Origin of the sequence: Paenibacillus sp. RC67 (assembly GCF_030020805.1) — a bacterium.
Taxonomy (GTDB): domain Bacteria; phylum Bacillota; class Bacilli; order Paenibacillales; family NBRC-103111; genus Paenibacillus_S.
Genome location: NZ_CP125098.1, coordinates 858,910 through 874,596, shown reverse-complemented (window position 1 = coordinate 874,596; position 15,687 = coordinate 858,910). Strand labels below are relative to the sequence as shown.

Here is a 15,687-nt window from a genome sequence, read left to right as displayed (position 1 = left end):
CCTTCGGAAGAGCTTCTTCTCCAAGGACGGCTGTCATAAAGCTTATTTTTTTACCGCTCCCGCTGTGGTAGCGGAGGCTGCCGGTGTATATTTGATCGTTTTCTTGATTGTATCGCTCATCTTGCCAAATTTATTGCCCGCTTTGATCTCTACAGTATTATCCCCCGGCGTCAAATTCATTGACCAGGACACGGTGCCTTGTCCAACCGCTTGGCCATTAATATAAATAGTCGGACTCGTATCATTCGTATCTTTGGCGCTAGCCGAAATGATAACCGGAGCAGTTTTGGATGTCTCAGGGATTGGATTGTACGTTAGGGTCGGAGATGGCATGGTGTACATCACCTTTTTCTGAACAACTTCAGATGCCGTACCTCCACGATTAATCGCTGTAAATTCAATTAGGTTCTCACCGTCATGCAGAGCTATCGTTGTATCTATTGCACCATTAGCCACGTACTGGCCATTCAAGTACATTTTTACCGTTTCCGCCTTCGCTTTATCACCCTTCACACTTGCTTTGATCGGCAAATTCATAGTGGTTGACGTCTCCGGCAATGTTTCTACGGCAATTTCCGGAGGAGGGCCAACGCTAGCCATCCAGTTCAACATCGGAGTCCATAATAAAAATAAAAGAAGTGCGGTAACAGGCACTGCAATAAGACTGGAGCGAACCAATTTCCGCTTATTGCGAACGAAAAAACGGATCCATTTCCCCGACTGCTTAAGCTTAATCGCTTGGAATAATGCGGCGAACGAAGGATTGGCAACAGCGAGCAGCCTTTCCCGAACCGCTTTGTTCCTGAAAGCTCTCGCATCATGAATATCGAAATATCGGGTAACCGCCGCTTTGTAGCTGGACTGAATAACTTCTTTATCATCCAGAAACTTACGATCGCCAGCCGATTTCAGCAAAAAATCATACATCGTATCTGTATCACTCATATTGGAAGCGATATATTCGAGCATGCCATCGTAGTCATACCCTGCGGCAAACTGGAAGCTTTGCTCGGCGTCGGGAACATAAAATGCAAAAGCAATTGGACTAAAACGGCTGGAATCGATTCGATTCTCCAACAAACGTTTTAACGAATCCTGCACCCGTTCCAGATCAGCAGGTCCCAGCTCCTTCATCGCCTCTAGCGCTTCCGACTCTTCCTCCGGCTTCAGCATAAGCAATCTATATAAGAGCGCGAGTACAATGATGGTCTGCCTTTTGTTTTTTTCCATGCGTTGGAACAACGTAGTGTCAATAGGGTCCACCATAAAGCTGAGGCGGATCACATCGTCGTAAGACAAGCTTCTCTCATCGAGTTCTTCCAGCAATTCCAGCTGAAGTTCAAGCATCATCTGATCACTAAACGGCTCAACCTGCTTCTTGCTGCTATGTTGAGGCAATTGTTCGAAATAACGATACAGAACAGCAGCCGTATCGATTCGCTTGGGCCCGGTCTTTTGCAGCAGCTGCTTGCTTTTTTCAGGACTTCATTGACGAAGTAACGGACTTGCACCATCGTATCGGCTTGAGTTAACCAAAAATCGATTTCAGCCAGCAAAGCCTCCACCGTTCCGATTTGTTTCATGCGATAAGACACATATTGCTCCGCTGTGTTCGAAGATTGCTTCTGCAATTCCCGCATCACTAAACCTAACACTTTGGAGGAATGCATCAGCATCGGTTCAAATAACCCTGCTGCGCCCGTTACCCCTTCTTCAGAACGAGATGACGCACGATTCACAAAAATAACGAAGCATTGAATCAGCAGCGCCTGCTCTCCCTCTTCTGCCAGTGCATAATAATCCAAAAGGCTCTGAATATAACCAGCAGTCGGCAAGCTTCCGCCATCCGTCGCATCCTTGCGCAGCAAACGGATAAACAGCTCCCTCAGCCGCGGCTTGCTGCGAACGTTTTCTTTACGCAAGAAGCTCAATATCGAGCTCATCGTTCCAGAACGATTGTGCTCATACAACGTTTCGTCACCTTGCTCAATCTCATATAACGTAAGCAGTTGAGAATAGGTCGAGACCGCTAACGGGATATTCAGTCCCGAATCCTGCAGCGCTTCCTCACAAAAATCAAACAAACCTTGAAGAGGCTCTGCTTCATGCCGGAAATGCCATACGAATTCCATCAAAGGCTGCTCGCTATCCGGGATTTCCGTATTCATAAATTTCCGATTCGGGAAATCGAATAAGTATTCTTTTTCGATACGACGATCCGGCAAGCGCAAGCTTCCTTTTTCCACAAAAATGATATGGATATTCTGCTTGCTCTCCGGCTCGCTATTGAAGGTCATGAAGCCCAGCTGGCGCCGGAATGCGTAAGGAATGCACCGGTAGATAATTTCGAGCAGATGTTTGGCCTTCTCTGAGCTTTGCGATACTTCCGTATCCAGCGCGATATACACTTTCTTTTTGTTCGAGGTGGATGACATGATCGCATAGATGAGCTGCTGGAACCGATTGGCATCAACGCCAAGCTCGTTTAAGAGACGCTCCTGCTCATTCTCGTCATAATGCCGATCATATGCGATCTCGTCCACCTCAGGTATGGCTTTCCCATTACGGATATCGTAGCTACTCTCGAAGCTGTTGATGCGGAACAATCGATTCGGTTCCCGTAAGAAAGGATCCTTCAGCTCCTTCGGAACAATATACTGATGAGTGAACGATGCGCTTCGCTGTCCGGTAAAATCCGTCCCTACGTAAATGCTGCGGCCGATGACCATATCTCCGTTATCGGTTTGAAAAACTTGAAAGCATTCAGGGTACTTTGAGCTGTCTGACTCATCTCTCGCAAGCAGCTCCTGGGGAGCTTTGTAGACACAATAAGGATGCAAAATCGCTTTAATGAAGGTGTTATCCAATGACGGTGATTTGGCAACTGTATCAAACCCTTCGCTGGTGCGAAAGATTCCCTCCCGGTCTCGGGTAAAATACTGCTGCTGTATTTTTCTGTGAGCCATCACTGAGCCTCTCTTCTAGCCACATAATCCAGCTTGTGAAGCAGCCAAATAAACGGCTCATCGACTCGCGTCGGGTTGATTACGCCCGTCAGTTGTTTGTTGACCGGGTTGGCGCCGAGGGCAGATACGGCAAAATAGGCGGTGTTCGAAAAATAAACGTCAATAGCATCTTTAAAAGGTCTGTCTACCTTTTCGATAAAGCGGCTGATCTCGCCGTTGATGTTCTCAAATTCATTTTGATTCAAGTAGCCTTTATGAACGACATTGCGGAATACGTTGCTGTTAGGCTGAATGTACTCGCTATCTTCCTCTTTCAAATATTGAAGCATATCGCTCTTCGTCAGCACGATAGCTGTCGGTATGTCGGTTTTGCTGTTTTGCTGGTGGGCGATAAAGTTTTCGAACAGACTGATCACCACTTCGCGCGGCTCATCATACCGGTTGGCAAACTCGCCTTCCTCCGTGCCCAAGTTAATGTGAATTCGGTCGCGGATACTGCGGATTTGCAGAGGATCGACTAGAAACAAAATGCCAGACGAATTTTTGATGTGAGACGCGTAAATATCCAAATATTCGCGCTCTACCATACCCTCGCCGGCCACATCGAAAAAGACAAGAGTCAGCGGCGCCTGCTCCGGGTCCTTGAACACAAATTGAAATATAAACGGCTCCTGCTGCTCGTTCGGATTCGTCGATTGCAGCATGCTTCCCCCGTTCAAAAATAGGCTCGTGATAATTTTGCCGGAACTTCCGGCTGATCTCGGCGCTAAGCGGCATGCAGGCCGCATTGAAATTAGATGCGGTCGTATTTTGCAGCGTATGGATGAGCGACGTCATATAAACGGATTTGCCCACCTGAGAAGCTCCGACAATGGAAATAATATTGCTCGGTACTTTCCCCGCTGAAATCGGCAGTTCGTTATGACAGTTCGGGCAAAGACGTCGCTTGCTCGTCTCCCCGTAACGGTCCGTGACGGCTACAAGTACGTTCTGCGAGTAGGTTTTATTCTCTTCGGGGATCGTGTGAGGCTCGATAACCGCCTCCATGTCCACCTCGGACAAATGAAATTTGCGACGCCAATCGTTCAGCTTGCGATCCTCCTGGAGCATGAAGTCATCGTCGTTATCTCTTATATGGGTAGCCCGGAACTGCACTTCCTCCGGGTCGAATTTGCTGAAGCAGTAGGGGCATACAATACTGTAATAGGGCGGCCTTTCTTTGACAGGCGCTTTTTTTCCGAACCAATTTTTCAAATTTCCTAGCATGTTATCCCTCCTAAAAGTTTTCGGAGAAAACTGATTTCGTAAACAGGGTGAATCCTTGGACGCTGCGCGGGTTGGATCATTCTTCCGATCGCTGTTGTCCCCGGATTTTTTTGATTTTAATCGACCCTGTCGTTAAAATCCGAGGACAAAGGCGAACGCTTCCGCTTCTCCAGAACGATCTCACCCGCTCCGCTTTGGATTCACCGGATTTCAGAGAAAAGTGGTTTTTCAAAACCAACTTCGTAAGTTCGGGTGAATCCTTGGACGCTGCGCGGGTTGGATCATTCCTTCGATCGCTGTTGTCCCCGGATTTTTTTGATTCTAATCGACCTTGTCGTTAAAATCCGGGGACAAAGGCGAACGCTTCCGCTTCTCCAGAACGATCTCACCCACTCCGCTTTGGATTCACTACGTTGAAAGTCCTCAAATGATAACGAATTAGTTACTCATACATAAGAGCGAACTGCTCGCTATATCTCTTGCTATCGGTGAAAAATACCTTAATATAATCGTTCTTCCCTATTTCTACTTGCGGGAGTGTACTACGTCCCACAGGGAAGTCATCCATGAACGGATACGCGATGCCGTCGTCTTTATGAGTCGGATTCGCGCCCTCTTTCTTTACATAGCAGAGCGCCTCCTGGGGTACGGCAATTTCACAGAATAACTCAATCCGCGCACTCTTATACTTGCTGAACAGCTTGCTTCCGTACTTGACCGAGCAGCGAATTTTGGCTCTTCCCCCGCTCATTCGAACACTATTGCTTTCGTCCAACTGCCTGAGTACTGTCAGCTTCCCGTCGTTCCTGCGGCATGGAAAGATCCGGTATCCCCGCAGCCCGATGTAGTCTATCCGCTCCCGATACCCCGATTTCGCTTTGTATTCCTCACGGGTAAACAGCTTCAACTGCTTCGTCGTCAATAGCTCTACAGCTTGTTCAGCACCGTCGGGAAAGCTGTAAATATATACATACTCGACATCTTTAGGCCACTGCCAGGTTAGCAGGCACTCTCCATCCTGCAGCTGACAGGCGGCCTTCGTAATTCGATAAGGATCGCTGGGTTCTTCCCACTGCAAAATTATCATCCTCCTAAAAGTTTAATCTGAAAGATTAAACTGACTTCGTAAGCATTCGCTAAAAGTTTTCGGAGAAAACTTGCTTCTTCCGGTATTTCTACGCTAGCTATCTAAATCGTTTGCCTATCTTACTATCGTCACCGCGGTTACCGAACCTGCCTTGCTCCCGCACAGCTAAACCTCTTCGTCCGCCGCGAAGGCCATTATTCCCAGCATCGTCCTGATGAACAGCTACGATCATCGTAGACAGCGAAAGGATCAATGCAAGCACCACATCAGCAAATGCCCGATACACCGAAGGGTAATCGGCCTCATGCAACCCATTTTCCAGTATAATGCCTGCAATCAGTCCTGCTACCATACCACCTATCATAAAGCTTTTCGCCAAATAACGATTATCGAATACGATGCCTAACGATAAGCCGAGCAAAGTTCCTAACAGCATGATCAAGATAATGCGCAGCGCAGCATAATAGCCATCAGCCGAAGAGGCCCCTACACGTTCGTTAAGAAGATGGCGGTGCTGCCCGGCATCGTAGATTTGCTCGAAAGCTCCGGCAATGCGATCTGCTCGCTGAACATTTTGGAAGGTGCCTCCGGTTTCATTGGAAATCCTTGTAAGGACCTCATTGCCTCTGTCATCGTTGGGAATAATGCCGACGGTATGAACTCGAATCCGCTCCTGTATGTAAGGTGCCAGCACTTTGGAATAATTAACCTCATTATATCCGTCCGAAATAAGAATAACCGCAACTCTGCGTTTCGGATCGCCTTCTTTATGCAAATAATCCATAACCGTATTCAATGCCTTCCCGATATCCGTTTGCCCGGATGGCTCATCTATCGCCGCCAGCTTGGAGGATAGCTGAGCTTTCACTCCTGAATCCGTCACTCTGGTAAGCGGAAAATTAAGCTTAGTTCCTTCATTGAAGGTGAAGAGCGCCGCCCGTTTGCTGCTATCCATCCGTTGAATTAAAGATTGAGCAGCTTGAATGCTCTGCTTGCCGGGATCGGTTTCTTTCATGCTCTCCGACATATCCAGCAGAAGCACATAATCCTTAGGCGTATCTTTCTTCTCTATCGAAAATCCGTAAATGAACTGGAACAATGCCCCTGCAGCAAAAAGCATGACAAGCGTTCCAGGGACCAGAAGCTTCCATCCATCCCCGGCATAGCGCAAGCGCCAATTGTTCCCGTTCAAACGAGGCGAAATCATCTCGGCAATCAGACAGAACAGGCCTACGACAAGGGCGAACTGTCCAAAGTACAGGCCTATTAGCAATGTCTCATGCACTCTGCCTTCCCATTGATTTAGTATGATTTCTCCTATGAAAAAGCCCAGCAGCCCGCCGATGAGACTCATCAACGTCAGCAGCGCATTCCATTTTCGCTGTTTCACCTTGTCCCCCTCTTTCCGCAGCTTGCGGCCGGTTACTCCGGCGTCTTATTAAGCTCTTTGATTCTATGAAATTGAAAGCCATTCTCCACATAAGTATCATAATAGAGCTTGCCGTTCCGGTAATACATCAAATCATCCAATCGAAAACCACCCATAATATTCAACTTTTCAATGCCGCTCGCTTTCTTCTCATGCACACACCCGAGCTTGTACGTCCTACTGCCGCGATCCACAGCAAATGCATATTGGATGAATTCACTCTGAAAATCACCAAACATATATTTTTCCTCATAGCGATGGCGATGAGTAGAACGATATACGTCGGCCCTAACAGCCGCCTCACTCTCCAGGGTCGCATACAAATCGCGGAACAGCTCCTCCTTGGACAACACAGCACGATTATCGTAGCTGGTCACGACGTTCGCTCTTTGCAACAGCTCGTCTTCGAACGATTGCTGGAACAACGGATGGATGAATACATATTGTCGCACCGACTCCATAAGCTTCTGAAGCAGCTGCTCCTCTCCTTGAATCAGAAGTTGCGAGACATTCCCCACGCACCGCTCCTCCCAATAAAAATGAGACCCACGGCGATCCTCCAGCTCGGCAGTAATCTTGTTCACGACATACTCATAATATTCGTTAATATTGCGTCCCAAGTAATCACTCGTATATGAAATACTGCTGCGGCTTGCATCTCGAAGCCGCTTCTCCAGCTGTTGAAGCCGTTCGATGTACTGCTTCATTCGCGCATGCAGCTCTTCAAGCTTCTCAATATACTGCTGCAGCAGTTGTCGCTTTGCTTGGTAGTAAAGCATATCCAACTTGATACCGTAAATGTCATCCAACACAGCCTTGACTACGTTTTTCAACGGAACCTGATTGGTGAGGCGGTTCCACAGCGATACCCGTTCTGCCGACTGCGGATCAATCTGTTCCTCATACCGCAGCTCCAAGTCCAATCTGCACTGCTCGAGCAGCGCATCCGTTTCTTTCATCTGCTTCCGCAGCTCAGGCATCACGCTGTTCGTATCCAGCTCTTCCGATGTCCACGAATATCCGCTGACAACTCCGTACAATGGATTCTCGATAACCCGTTCCTGGAACCGTCGTTCTAATTGTCGGCCAAAGTCCCGCTGCAGTAAGGCTGCTTCAACCCGACGGGCAACATTCGTGTCAAAAAAAGCTTGAGCATTGCTGCCGAACAAAGCTATCTCCGCTTCCCGATAGCTCATCGACTTCCATTGCCCAGGTGAAATCGAGTGGTAGAGCAGCCCGTACATTCCCTCCAGAGCCTTTGCCGGCTCTTCCAACAGAGAATGAATAGCCTGGTCACCTCGCTGTGTATCCAGCTCTAGCAGCTCGATCAAGTCCTTGCGATCGACTTTTCCTTGCTCCCGCTGTCTTTCTATTACCGTTCGATACCAATGGTATAAGACCGTCAAAGCAATAGGCTGGTTCGGACGCTGTACCTTGGAAAATCCAGCCGATACGAAGAATCTTGAGTCTCCGTCTGGTGGCGTCATATTTTGTCTGAACTGCTGATGGTTATAAATTCCATGCTGCGGATCCGTTTGTTCGGGTGCCATACGGTTTTTTAACAGATTGAGACTGCAAACAATTTCGCAGCTCCCCCGCACCCCGCTGTCTGCAAACAAGCCCCTCTCGTCCTTGCTGCTCAAAAGGTAGACCATATCGAATAGCGGTGCAGGTCCATATTGAACCGGCATACGAATGCCTTCCCCTGTAACCTGAAGCATGCCATGAAACTTGAAGCCTCTATCCTGGTACAAATCTACTTCACGCAAAAAGCTGACCCCAAGCGAAGAGGAGAAAGCATAGGTGTCCCCCACCTGCTTCTCCTCCAAAAGGCCATAAAGGTCTATCATTACGGATCGGAATTGTTCCCCGAAAATGGTACGTGCGAGTACCGTCAGCTCAGGCAGCAGCACATTGCACGGATCATCCAGCTGCGTAACGATGGCAATATTTAAACGCTGCAAGCTAGAGTACATCCGCCCAAATTCTCCAATGCGATTATTCATTCGGCGCAGAATCACGTTCAACTCCAGCAGCTTCGTCTCATCGCTGTAAAACTGCTCGTGCGTGTTCGTACGAACTTTTTTTTGTCATCTGACAGGGCGGGCAGCGCCCAGGAGTACAAATTTTCATCAGGCTCCACAGGCTTCGTCCCCACATGCAAATAGACGACACCCTCGCTGTTGTTCCACTGGTTTCCGTTCAGCTTGCGGATTTGCCGAAGCGCCTCCTCTGTCTGATCGCCAAGGAAAAGGAAGACGAGAGGATGGTTAATGCTGCGCAGCTCATCGGCGTCGCTCCCCTGGCTGTCCATTTCCGCGTCATATTCATTTGCAAATGCTAGCAATGTGTCGCGCATAGTCCTCTGCACCCTCCTTTCATAGCTTTCTACATAAGCGAACAAGCTTGCTATCTCAAGCTTCTTACTTCAGGCTTCTCACCATGTCGCTTACTTTACCGGACACCAGCTTATAGAACTGGTACATGTCTTCCCCGTTCTCCCATTCCACACGATCGTAATCCAGAGCCGACTTGGCCTCCGAGTAAGCCTCCGCCATCTGACGAAGCGTTTCGAGCAGTTCGCTAATATCAGCCGACGCAGTCAGCTGCTGGCTTCTTTTAGCCGCTTTGCGCTGCAGTAGGCTTCGTTGTTTCTCGTCCAATCCGCGAACTTTGGAATAAATCTCATATTCAACGAATTTGTTATTTTGCATCAGGTTGACGAACGGCACCCACGGATCTTCCTCTGCGTCATGATCGTAGACGAACAAGGCACCTTTTTTGCGGATCGTGTTCGTATATGCCGCATCGATAAACAGCTGCATGAGCTTCTCTTCATCCTTATGGGCGCCAAGCAGCTTTTCCAGCTCCTCAATTTTGAGCACGATCCCGTTCATTTTACGCCATTCTTCTTTCACGCGCTTCAATAGTTCTGGAGAACGAATCAGGTTGTCCTTTGCCATATCCTCGTTCACACTGCCGAAAATATCCTTGGTGCTCTCTACTGGCAGCCCTTGCTCTACAATGCGTTTCAGCTCACTTACGCAGCGCTGTAATTCTCCTAAGTTCGGCTTTTGCGAGCTCAACTGCAAGTTGTACGACTCAAGGTGCTGCTGCAAATCAAACGGCTTCGTAAACACGCACTCATAACGATTAATCGTGCCGCTGTCCGGACCTTTTTCACGAATACAGCGATAAACCACCATTTGCTCGAACAGTTGGCGAATCTCAGTATTATATTTTTTTACCCGGTTGTTGTCGTACGTATCTCCCCAGGATTTCTCCGGAATTGGTGACGGCAGGTAAGTCCAGTTCACTTTATCGGTCTGTACAAGGTGACGTCCGATGCCTTCCGGCTCTAAGATAGTATTCTCGTAGCTGGTCTCGTACACTTTCAAAGGCGTATACAGGAACAGCGGGATACCGTTCTGCGTGTTAAGCCAGAATATCCGGTTTTTCACTTCGCTCTCCTTGATCGTAAACCGGGAGTTGGCGATCGCATGATCCTGGAAATTGCGAATGCCCTTGAAAATATTCGGCGCCTTGACCGGTACCGAAACGAAGCCCCACGACGGGAAGTTAAAGTGGCCCGAGCTGTTGCTCAAATGGAAGACCGGCTTGGCCTCTTCATACAAGCGGCTTGCAATGGTCTGCTCCACCAGCTTTTCGATGGAATCGTCATTGCCGTATTTGATGATCAAATACTCTTCCATCGACTTCGTGATCAAATCGCCAAAGTGATCGGTCAAAAATTCCGAGATCGAGCTGATCACATCTACTTCCTGTTCCTTGATCCATTGATTGGACTTAACTAGCAGCTCGTTCGTAAAATCACGGATCAGATCGTTGACATTCTTCTCATCGGTTACCTGCCCAATCAGCTTGGCGATGTCAGGCACGCTAACGACGTTCCAATAATACGTCCGGTTTCCTTTATGATCCACTTCTTCTTGACCGTTCGTCAGGATGTCGCCGTTTTTCTCGAATATTTTATTCAGCTCGTTCAGCAGCTCTATAAACACCTGATAAATGCGCGAATTTTCCTGGTTGATCAAATGATACAGATCCTCGTAGAACTCGACCATTTGCTCCATGCGCTCGCGGTCCGCGTGCAGCAGGTACTCCTGAATTTTCGCTTCGATATAGGCATCCTTCTTCTTGTCCTTGGAAATGAATGCGCTGCGGGCTTCGGTCATCTTCTGATCTGAGCTCTCTTCAGCAGACTCAATATCCCGTGGAATGCGGTAAATGCTTTCCTTCAAAGACTCGATGTAAGAAGAGATCAACTTAAGCAAACAGAACCCTTTGTCCTGCAAAATAATGCGCGACACGTAAAACGGCCCTTGCTCCGGATTTCTGAAAATTTTGGTCACCTGCTCGGTGAACAGCTCCTTCTTCTCTCCCGGAAGCTGCCTGCGGCATTTGATATATTCCTCACGTGCGCGAGAAAGGAAGTTCTGCTCCAGTTCCGTGTCAATGTTCACGGTCTGCTGTTTGACCACATTGGCGTAGCTGAGACGCTCGCTGTTCTGATAGCCTGGAATCGGCTCTGGCACTCGCTCATCGAACTCACGATGGATCGAATCGGGATCGATACCGAGCTTATGAGCCAGCTTCTCCACTTCTTCCTGGGAAGGTCCTGCATCGAACATTTTCTCCATGCGCTGAAATACTTTGAACGCCAAGTAGGTCGTCATTTCTTCAATTGGCAGTACTGCCGACGAAGCTCCCAAAATATTGTATTGATAGTTAGCCGCGTAAGCCTTCGGCATCTGATTAATGTTCGTACGGATATTGCTGATATAGTCGTGGATCGCGAATTCTTCGCCGGAGCTTTTATCCTCGCTCGCCATGAAGTTCGTAATATTCTCCGCCGTCACGTTCATGCAATAGTCGTATGCATTTTCCAGCAGCTTGCCCTCCAGATTGGTAGCGGAGATCAAATGCGCCAGATTAAACGGTGGCATAGGCGAGTTAACGTTCAGAATGCTGGCGTACTGCTGTTTGAAGCGCTCGCTGCGCTCGTCCACATTCATCCAGTAATCCAGCTCTTTTAACGCTGCGTAGCCGTTCTTCTTGATATATTCGCGCGAATGCTCGGTCAAGCTTTTGTTCGCAAGGTTCACATCAGGTGTGAAAAGATAGCCCAACAGATTCACCTTGTCGACGCCGGCTGATCCGAAGTCGCGTTCAATAATGCCGCGTACAATATATGCGATGTCCAGGAAGCATCCGCTTCCGGTACCACCCGACAAGCCTGTTAGCAAGAACACCATCAGCTTCTTGTTCGTGCCTACCGACAGCGTCTTGATCTTTCTCTCGATCGTTTGAACGACTTGGACGATTTTGGTGAACAGCAGCAGACGGCCCGCTTGTCTGACGCCTGAAGCTCCATTGATTCCATCGGTGATAGTCAGCTCCGGGGACAGCCATTCCTTTATGTAGTCCTCCAGTACGCTGCGATTTTGCAGAACGCTTCCGATCTCGGCATTGGAGAGCAGCACGAATTCCGTCAAAGGATCGAGTCCGATCCCTTTGTACTTCTTGTTGCGGTCATGCTCGTTCGTTTCCAATGCAAGAAACTCGACGTTATTCGGCTTTTCTTTTTTCTTCTTCGTAAAAGGATCCTCTGGCAGCTTGAACCGGCGGTTGATTTGATATTTCAAACGGAGCAGCGCATCGATCCCCGTGCCCCCGAGACCGATGATCAGCATCGGGTTGTCGATGGTATCGACACGGATTTTATCGCTGATAATCCCTCCGCCAAGCGATACATCCAGCTGTTGAATATGCTCTCTGACTACTGCTTTCATGGTATGTCCTCCCGTATCGGATCTATTTTAAATATTCCAGATTAATGGACTTATTGACGTTTTGTAACGTGATTTTGATGCGGTCGTTGTTTTTGAGCTCTTTGCCCTTTGATGCGTCGAATACACGGCCGCCTTTTTCAATGGTACAACCCGATTCATTGAGCAGCACTACATTGTCGCCGGCACCCGGCTTCAGTACGATCTGCTTCGTCTCCGCAAACTCAGGAGCCAACTGCAGCAGCTGGTGAAGCTGGCATTTGCCCTTGAACGCATTCAACTTCTTATACTGCGGATTCGTGCGTTCGCCGGTATCTTCATCCTTAATCTCGATGACCAACTGCCCGACGAAACCTTTGTTCGCTTTCTTCCATGCAGCGTATGCGAACGCTACACCAGCCAGAAGCACTAGCACTCCGGCTATCCAGCCACCCGTGACGGCCCAGTTCGTCTTAGGAGCTTCCGCAGCTCCACTGCTGCTGTCAGATGGAATCTTAGCGCCCGTTTTCGCTGAAATCTTAGCAGCCTGCGATTCCCGCACAAAATTCGCATCCTCCACCTTAACCTTCAGCTCGTAATCATGAGCTTCCGCGATTTTCATAGAGCCTTCAATGCCCTTCTCCGAAGTCGTCAGCGGAATCTCTTGTGTTTTCTTCGTATCGAGGTCGGTCACGAGCAGTGTCGACTTCGCATTTTTGTACAGCTCGGTGTCCGTAATGTTCTGACCGTTGGACTGCAAATACGCTTTGACCGGCACAGTCGCACCAGGCCCATAAGATATAGACGACGAAAGTTCCATCGACACCTGCAAATCGTAGTTATAAATTAAATTAATATTGATTTTTTCTTTTGGAACGCCTTTAATTTGCAGCTTCCAGTCCCCTTGGACCGGGTTCAAAATTTTAAGCAGCGAGTAGGCATTGGATGTAGAATAGATGATTTTGTCGGACGGAATGGTCTGTTCTTGCCCGGAAGGATTAATCAGTTTGATCTCCACAGGCTTGTTCGACATGATCGAGATGTTCGCTTCTTGAACGCTCGAATTCGGAATTTTCACCGCTACATCCTGGAACTGTCCATTCGCCGTAAAACCGGTCAAAGGAACCACTTTCAGCTTCAAATGGCTCGCATAAATTTCGCTCAATATTTGTGGTAAATCATCCGCTGTGCTCGTAACGAACAGCTTGCCGTTCGTTTCCTTCGAAATGCGCTCCAGCGCATCCTTATTCAGCTGGCCGTCGGCATTGAGACCGATCGTATAAATCGGAATCCCTTTGTCCTTAGCCTTCTTTACCGCATCATTCAGCACTTTATCGGACTGCTCCTGCGTCTTGCCTGCATTTAGGGAGTTGTTCCCATCGGTCAGCAGGACGATGAGCGGAACATGGCCGGGCTCCGAGCCTGACTCCAGCACTTTGACCGCTTCACTTACGCCTACGGCAATATCGGTGTAAGGTCCTCTCGTCAGCTGATCGATGAACGATTTTAAATCTTTTTTATCCTGCATGCTGTTCATCTTCAGCAGCGCTTTTTCTCTCAGCACCTGATCGGTATAAGCGACCACCCCGATTTTGTCCCCTTGGACCGATGCCATGTCGACGAACATTTTCATCGCTTCATAGCTTACTTTATTGACGTCGCTCTCGTTCATCGAGGTACTGACGTCGACCGATAGCACGGCGTCGATTTTCGTATCGCTGTTCGTATCGGCAGCCAACGCCGCTTGCGACAAGGTTAAAAACAATAGCATTGTCGCTAAAAGCAAGCGGATGATGGATTTGGTATTATTCATGGTGTTGATTCCTCCAAAGCAAGATGGTTTACTTAACATATCGAGCGATTTCGATGGTTCGCTATACAGCTTTAGACTAAAAACCCCATTTCCCACCACTTCCGCTACTATCTTTGCGGTGTTTCGCTGTCATTTGACAACCAGTTGTGGAATCAAGTGGGAGTCTTGCTGTATATTATGTCTACTAACATATTAACTTTTTACTATGTAAAATTCCACTAAGAGAAACTGATATCAGGAGAAAACGATGCCGACATTTATTGGAATTGCTTTTGCCGCCGTCTTTATTGCCGTCCGCTGGGTCTATTTTCATACGAGCAAACAACGGGAAGTAGCGTCAGATGCTGTCGACGCGGGGTTTGTCCAGGCTTTAAATCGTACAGGTGAGCGTCATGAATAGTAAAATTCCTGTACAGTTCCGAAAATCCGCAGCAACCCGCCATGCATTTGAACGTTTGAAACATTGTAAAGGTTGCGGAACCTATTCCGTACTTTGGGAAGATCGCTGTCTAAAATGTGGAGCGGAAGGAAAATTTCAATCGCTGCAGGAGCTGGTAAGAGGAGTTCGCCGCCGCGGCGCATGGAGAGATTCAATGATCGTCTTCTCGATCTGCCTTGCTGCCTTTTTCTTAGCGGAAAACGGTCTTCAGATGGCGATTTCTATCGCCGGAGGCGTACTTTTGGTCGTAGGCTATATGCTGCTAAACCGACATTACGCCGTTTCCCTTGAGAAAAAGCTGCTTCATCAGCTGTTGACGAACGAGAACTCTTCCATTAGAGAGGGGCTGCTGCTCGACATCGAGGATGCGGCACATGATCTGAAGGCGGACGAATACAAGCTGGCATACGAAAAGCTGAGAGAAATCGGATATCTGATAAAAGGAAATCAGGTGAAGGTGCTCAAGCTGATGTGCCTGAACCATTTTATTTTGCGCAGAGATATGGAGCTGGAGCTGTCGGAGCTGATCCCTGACGACTTTGACAAAGAGTTCATCCGTTACTTGAACGAGGTCAGCAAGGTAAGCTCGCATTTGATTCAGCGCGACACGCTTAGCTATGTGTGGAAATTCCGGGTGCTGATCGAGGCGCTGCCAGAGGGCAGAGAGACGTTAGCCTTGGCAGCAGGAGCTGCCCTGCGTGTCAAAGCTTATGTGCTGCAATATCAGGAGCTGGTGGCAGCATTTATCGATGAGCTTCCGCGGGACCGTGTGCTCCGTCTTTCCCGTTTAATTCAAAATAGTCAGAATGAAGCCCCGGAGCTGTATAATAAAACAAAAGAAACCATCAAGCGGAAATATGACTCGGACCCCGAGTTTCAAGTTCTAGGGTAAGGAGGA

At 48.3% G+C, this 15,687-nt stretch carries 10 protein-coding genes and 1 pseudogene; 2 read left to right on the top strand and 9 right to left on the bottom strand.

Annotation, left to right across the window (positions count from 1 at the left end; genetic code table 11):
- Positions 1-42 precede the first annotated feature (42 nt).
- From QMA13_RS04025 to QMA13_RS03985, 9 genes and pseudogenes are all read right to left on the bottom strand, one after another.
- Positions 43-1,350: a carbohydrate-binding protein gene (locus tag QMA13_RS04025; RefSeq protein WP_282939670.1), complete on the bottom strand. Its 1,308-nt coding sequence runs from the start codon at positions 1,348-1,350 to the stop codon at positions 43-45.
- Complete coding sequence (locus QMA13_RS04020; RefSeq protein ID WP_282939668.1) at positions 1,347-2,966, bottom strand: GAP1-N2 domain-containing protein; 1,620 nt, start codon at positions 2,964-2,966, stop codon at positions 1,347-1,349. The genes QMA13_RS04025 and QMA13_RS04020 overlap by 4 nt, the downstream gene beginning before the upstream one ends.
- Positions 2,966-4,232: pseudogene (locus QMA13_RS04015) on the bottom strand (TRAFAC clade GTPase domain-containing protein). Before QMA13_RS04015 ends, QMA13_RS04020 begins: the two are co-directional and overlap by 1 nt.
- 442 nt (positions 4,233-4,674) lie before the next feature.
- The gene (locus QMA13_RS04010) at positions 4,675-5,319 is read right to left on the bottom strand and encodes a hypothetical protein (RefSeq protein WP_282939667.1); all 645 of its coding nucleotides are present in this window, start codon (positions 5,317-5,319) and stop codon (positions 4,675-4,677) included.
- A 97-nt stretch (positions 5,320-5,416) separates the two neighbouring features.
- Entirely contained in the window at positions 5,417-6,709 is a 1,293-nt protein-coding gene (locus QMA13_RS04005; protein WP_282939666.1) for a VWA domain-containing protein, read from the bottom strand.
- A gap of 32 nt (positions 6,710-6,741) precedes the next feature.
- Entirely contained in the window at positions 6,742-8,754 is a 2,013-nt protein-coding gene (locus tag QMA13_RS04000) for a hypothetical protein (protein ID WP_282939665.1), read from the bottom strand.
- A gap of 17 nt (positions 8,755-8,771) precedes the next feature.
- Entirely contained in the window at positions 8,772-9,107 is a 336-nt protein-coding gene (locus tag QMA13_RS03995) for a hypothetical protein (RefSeq protein WP_282939664.1), read from the bottom strand.
- Between the two features lie 64 nt (positions 9,108-9,171).
- Positions 9,172-12,561, bottom strand: a complete 3,390-nt coding sequence (locus tag QMA13_RS03990; RefSeq protein ID WP_282939662.1) for a tubulin-like doman-containing protein — start codon at positions 12,559-12,561, stop codon at positions 9,172-9,174.
- Positions 12,562-12,583: 22 nt separating this feature from the next.
- Entirely contained in the window at positions 12,584-14,350 is a 1,767-nt protein-coding gene (locus QMA13_RS03985) for a vWA domain-containing protein (protein WP_481858130.1), read from the bottom strand.
- A gap of 247 nt (positions 14,351-14,597) precedes the next feature.
- On the opposite strand from QMA13_RS03985, the gene QMA13_RS03980 reads away from it, so the two are divergent.
- A complete protein-coding gene (locus QMA13_RS03980) occupies positions 14,598-14,750 on the top strand; it encodes a hypothetical protein (RefSeq protein WP_282939661.1) in 153 nt (50 codons plus the stop codon).
- Complete coding sequence (locus QMA13_RS03975) at positions 14,743-15,681, top strand: hypothetical protein (RefSeq protein ID WP_282939660.1); 939 nt, start codon at positions 14,743-14,745, stop codon at positions 15,679-15,681. The genes QMA13_RS03980 and QMA13_RS03975 overlap by 8 nt, the downstream gene beginning before the upstream one ends.
- The last annotated feature ends 6 nt before the right edge of the window (positions 15,682-15,687 follow it).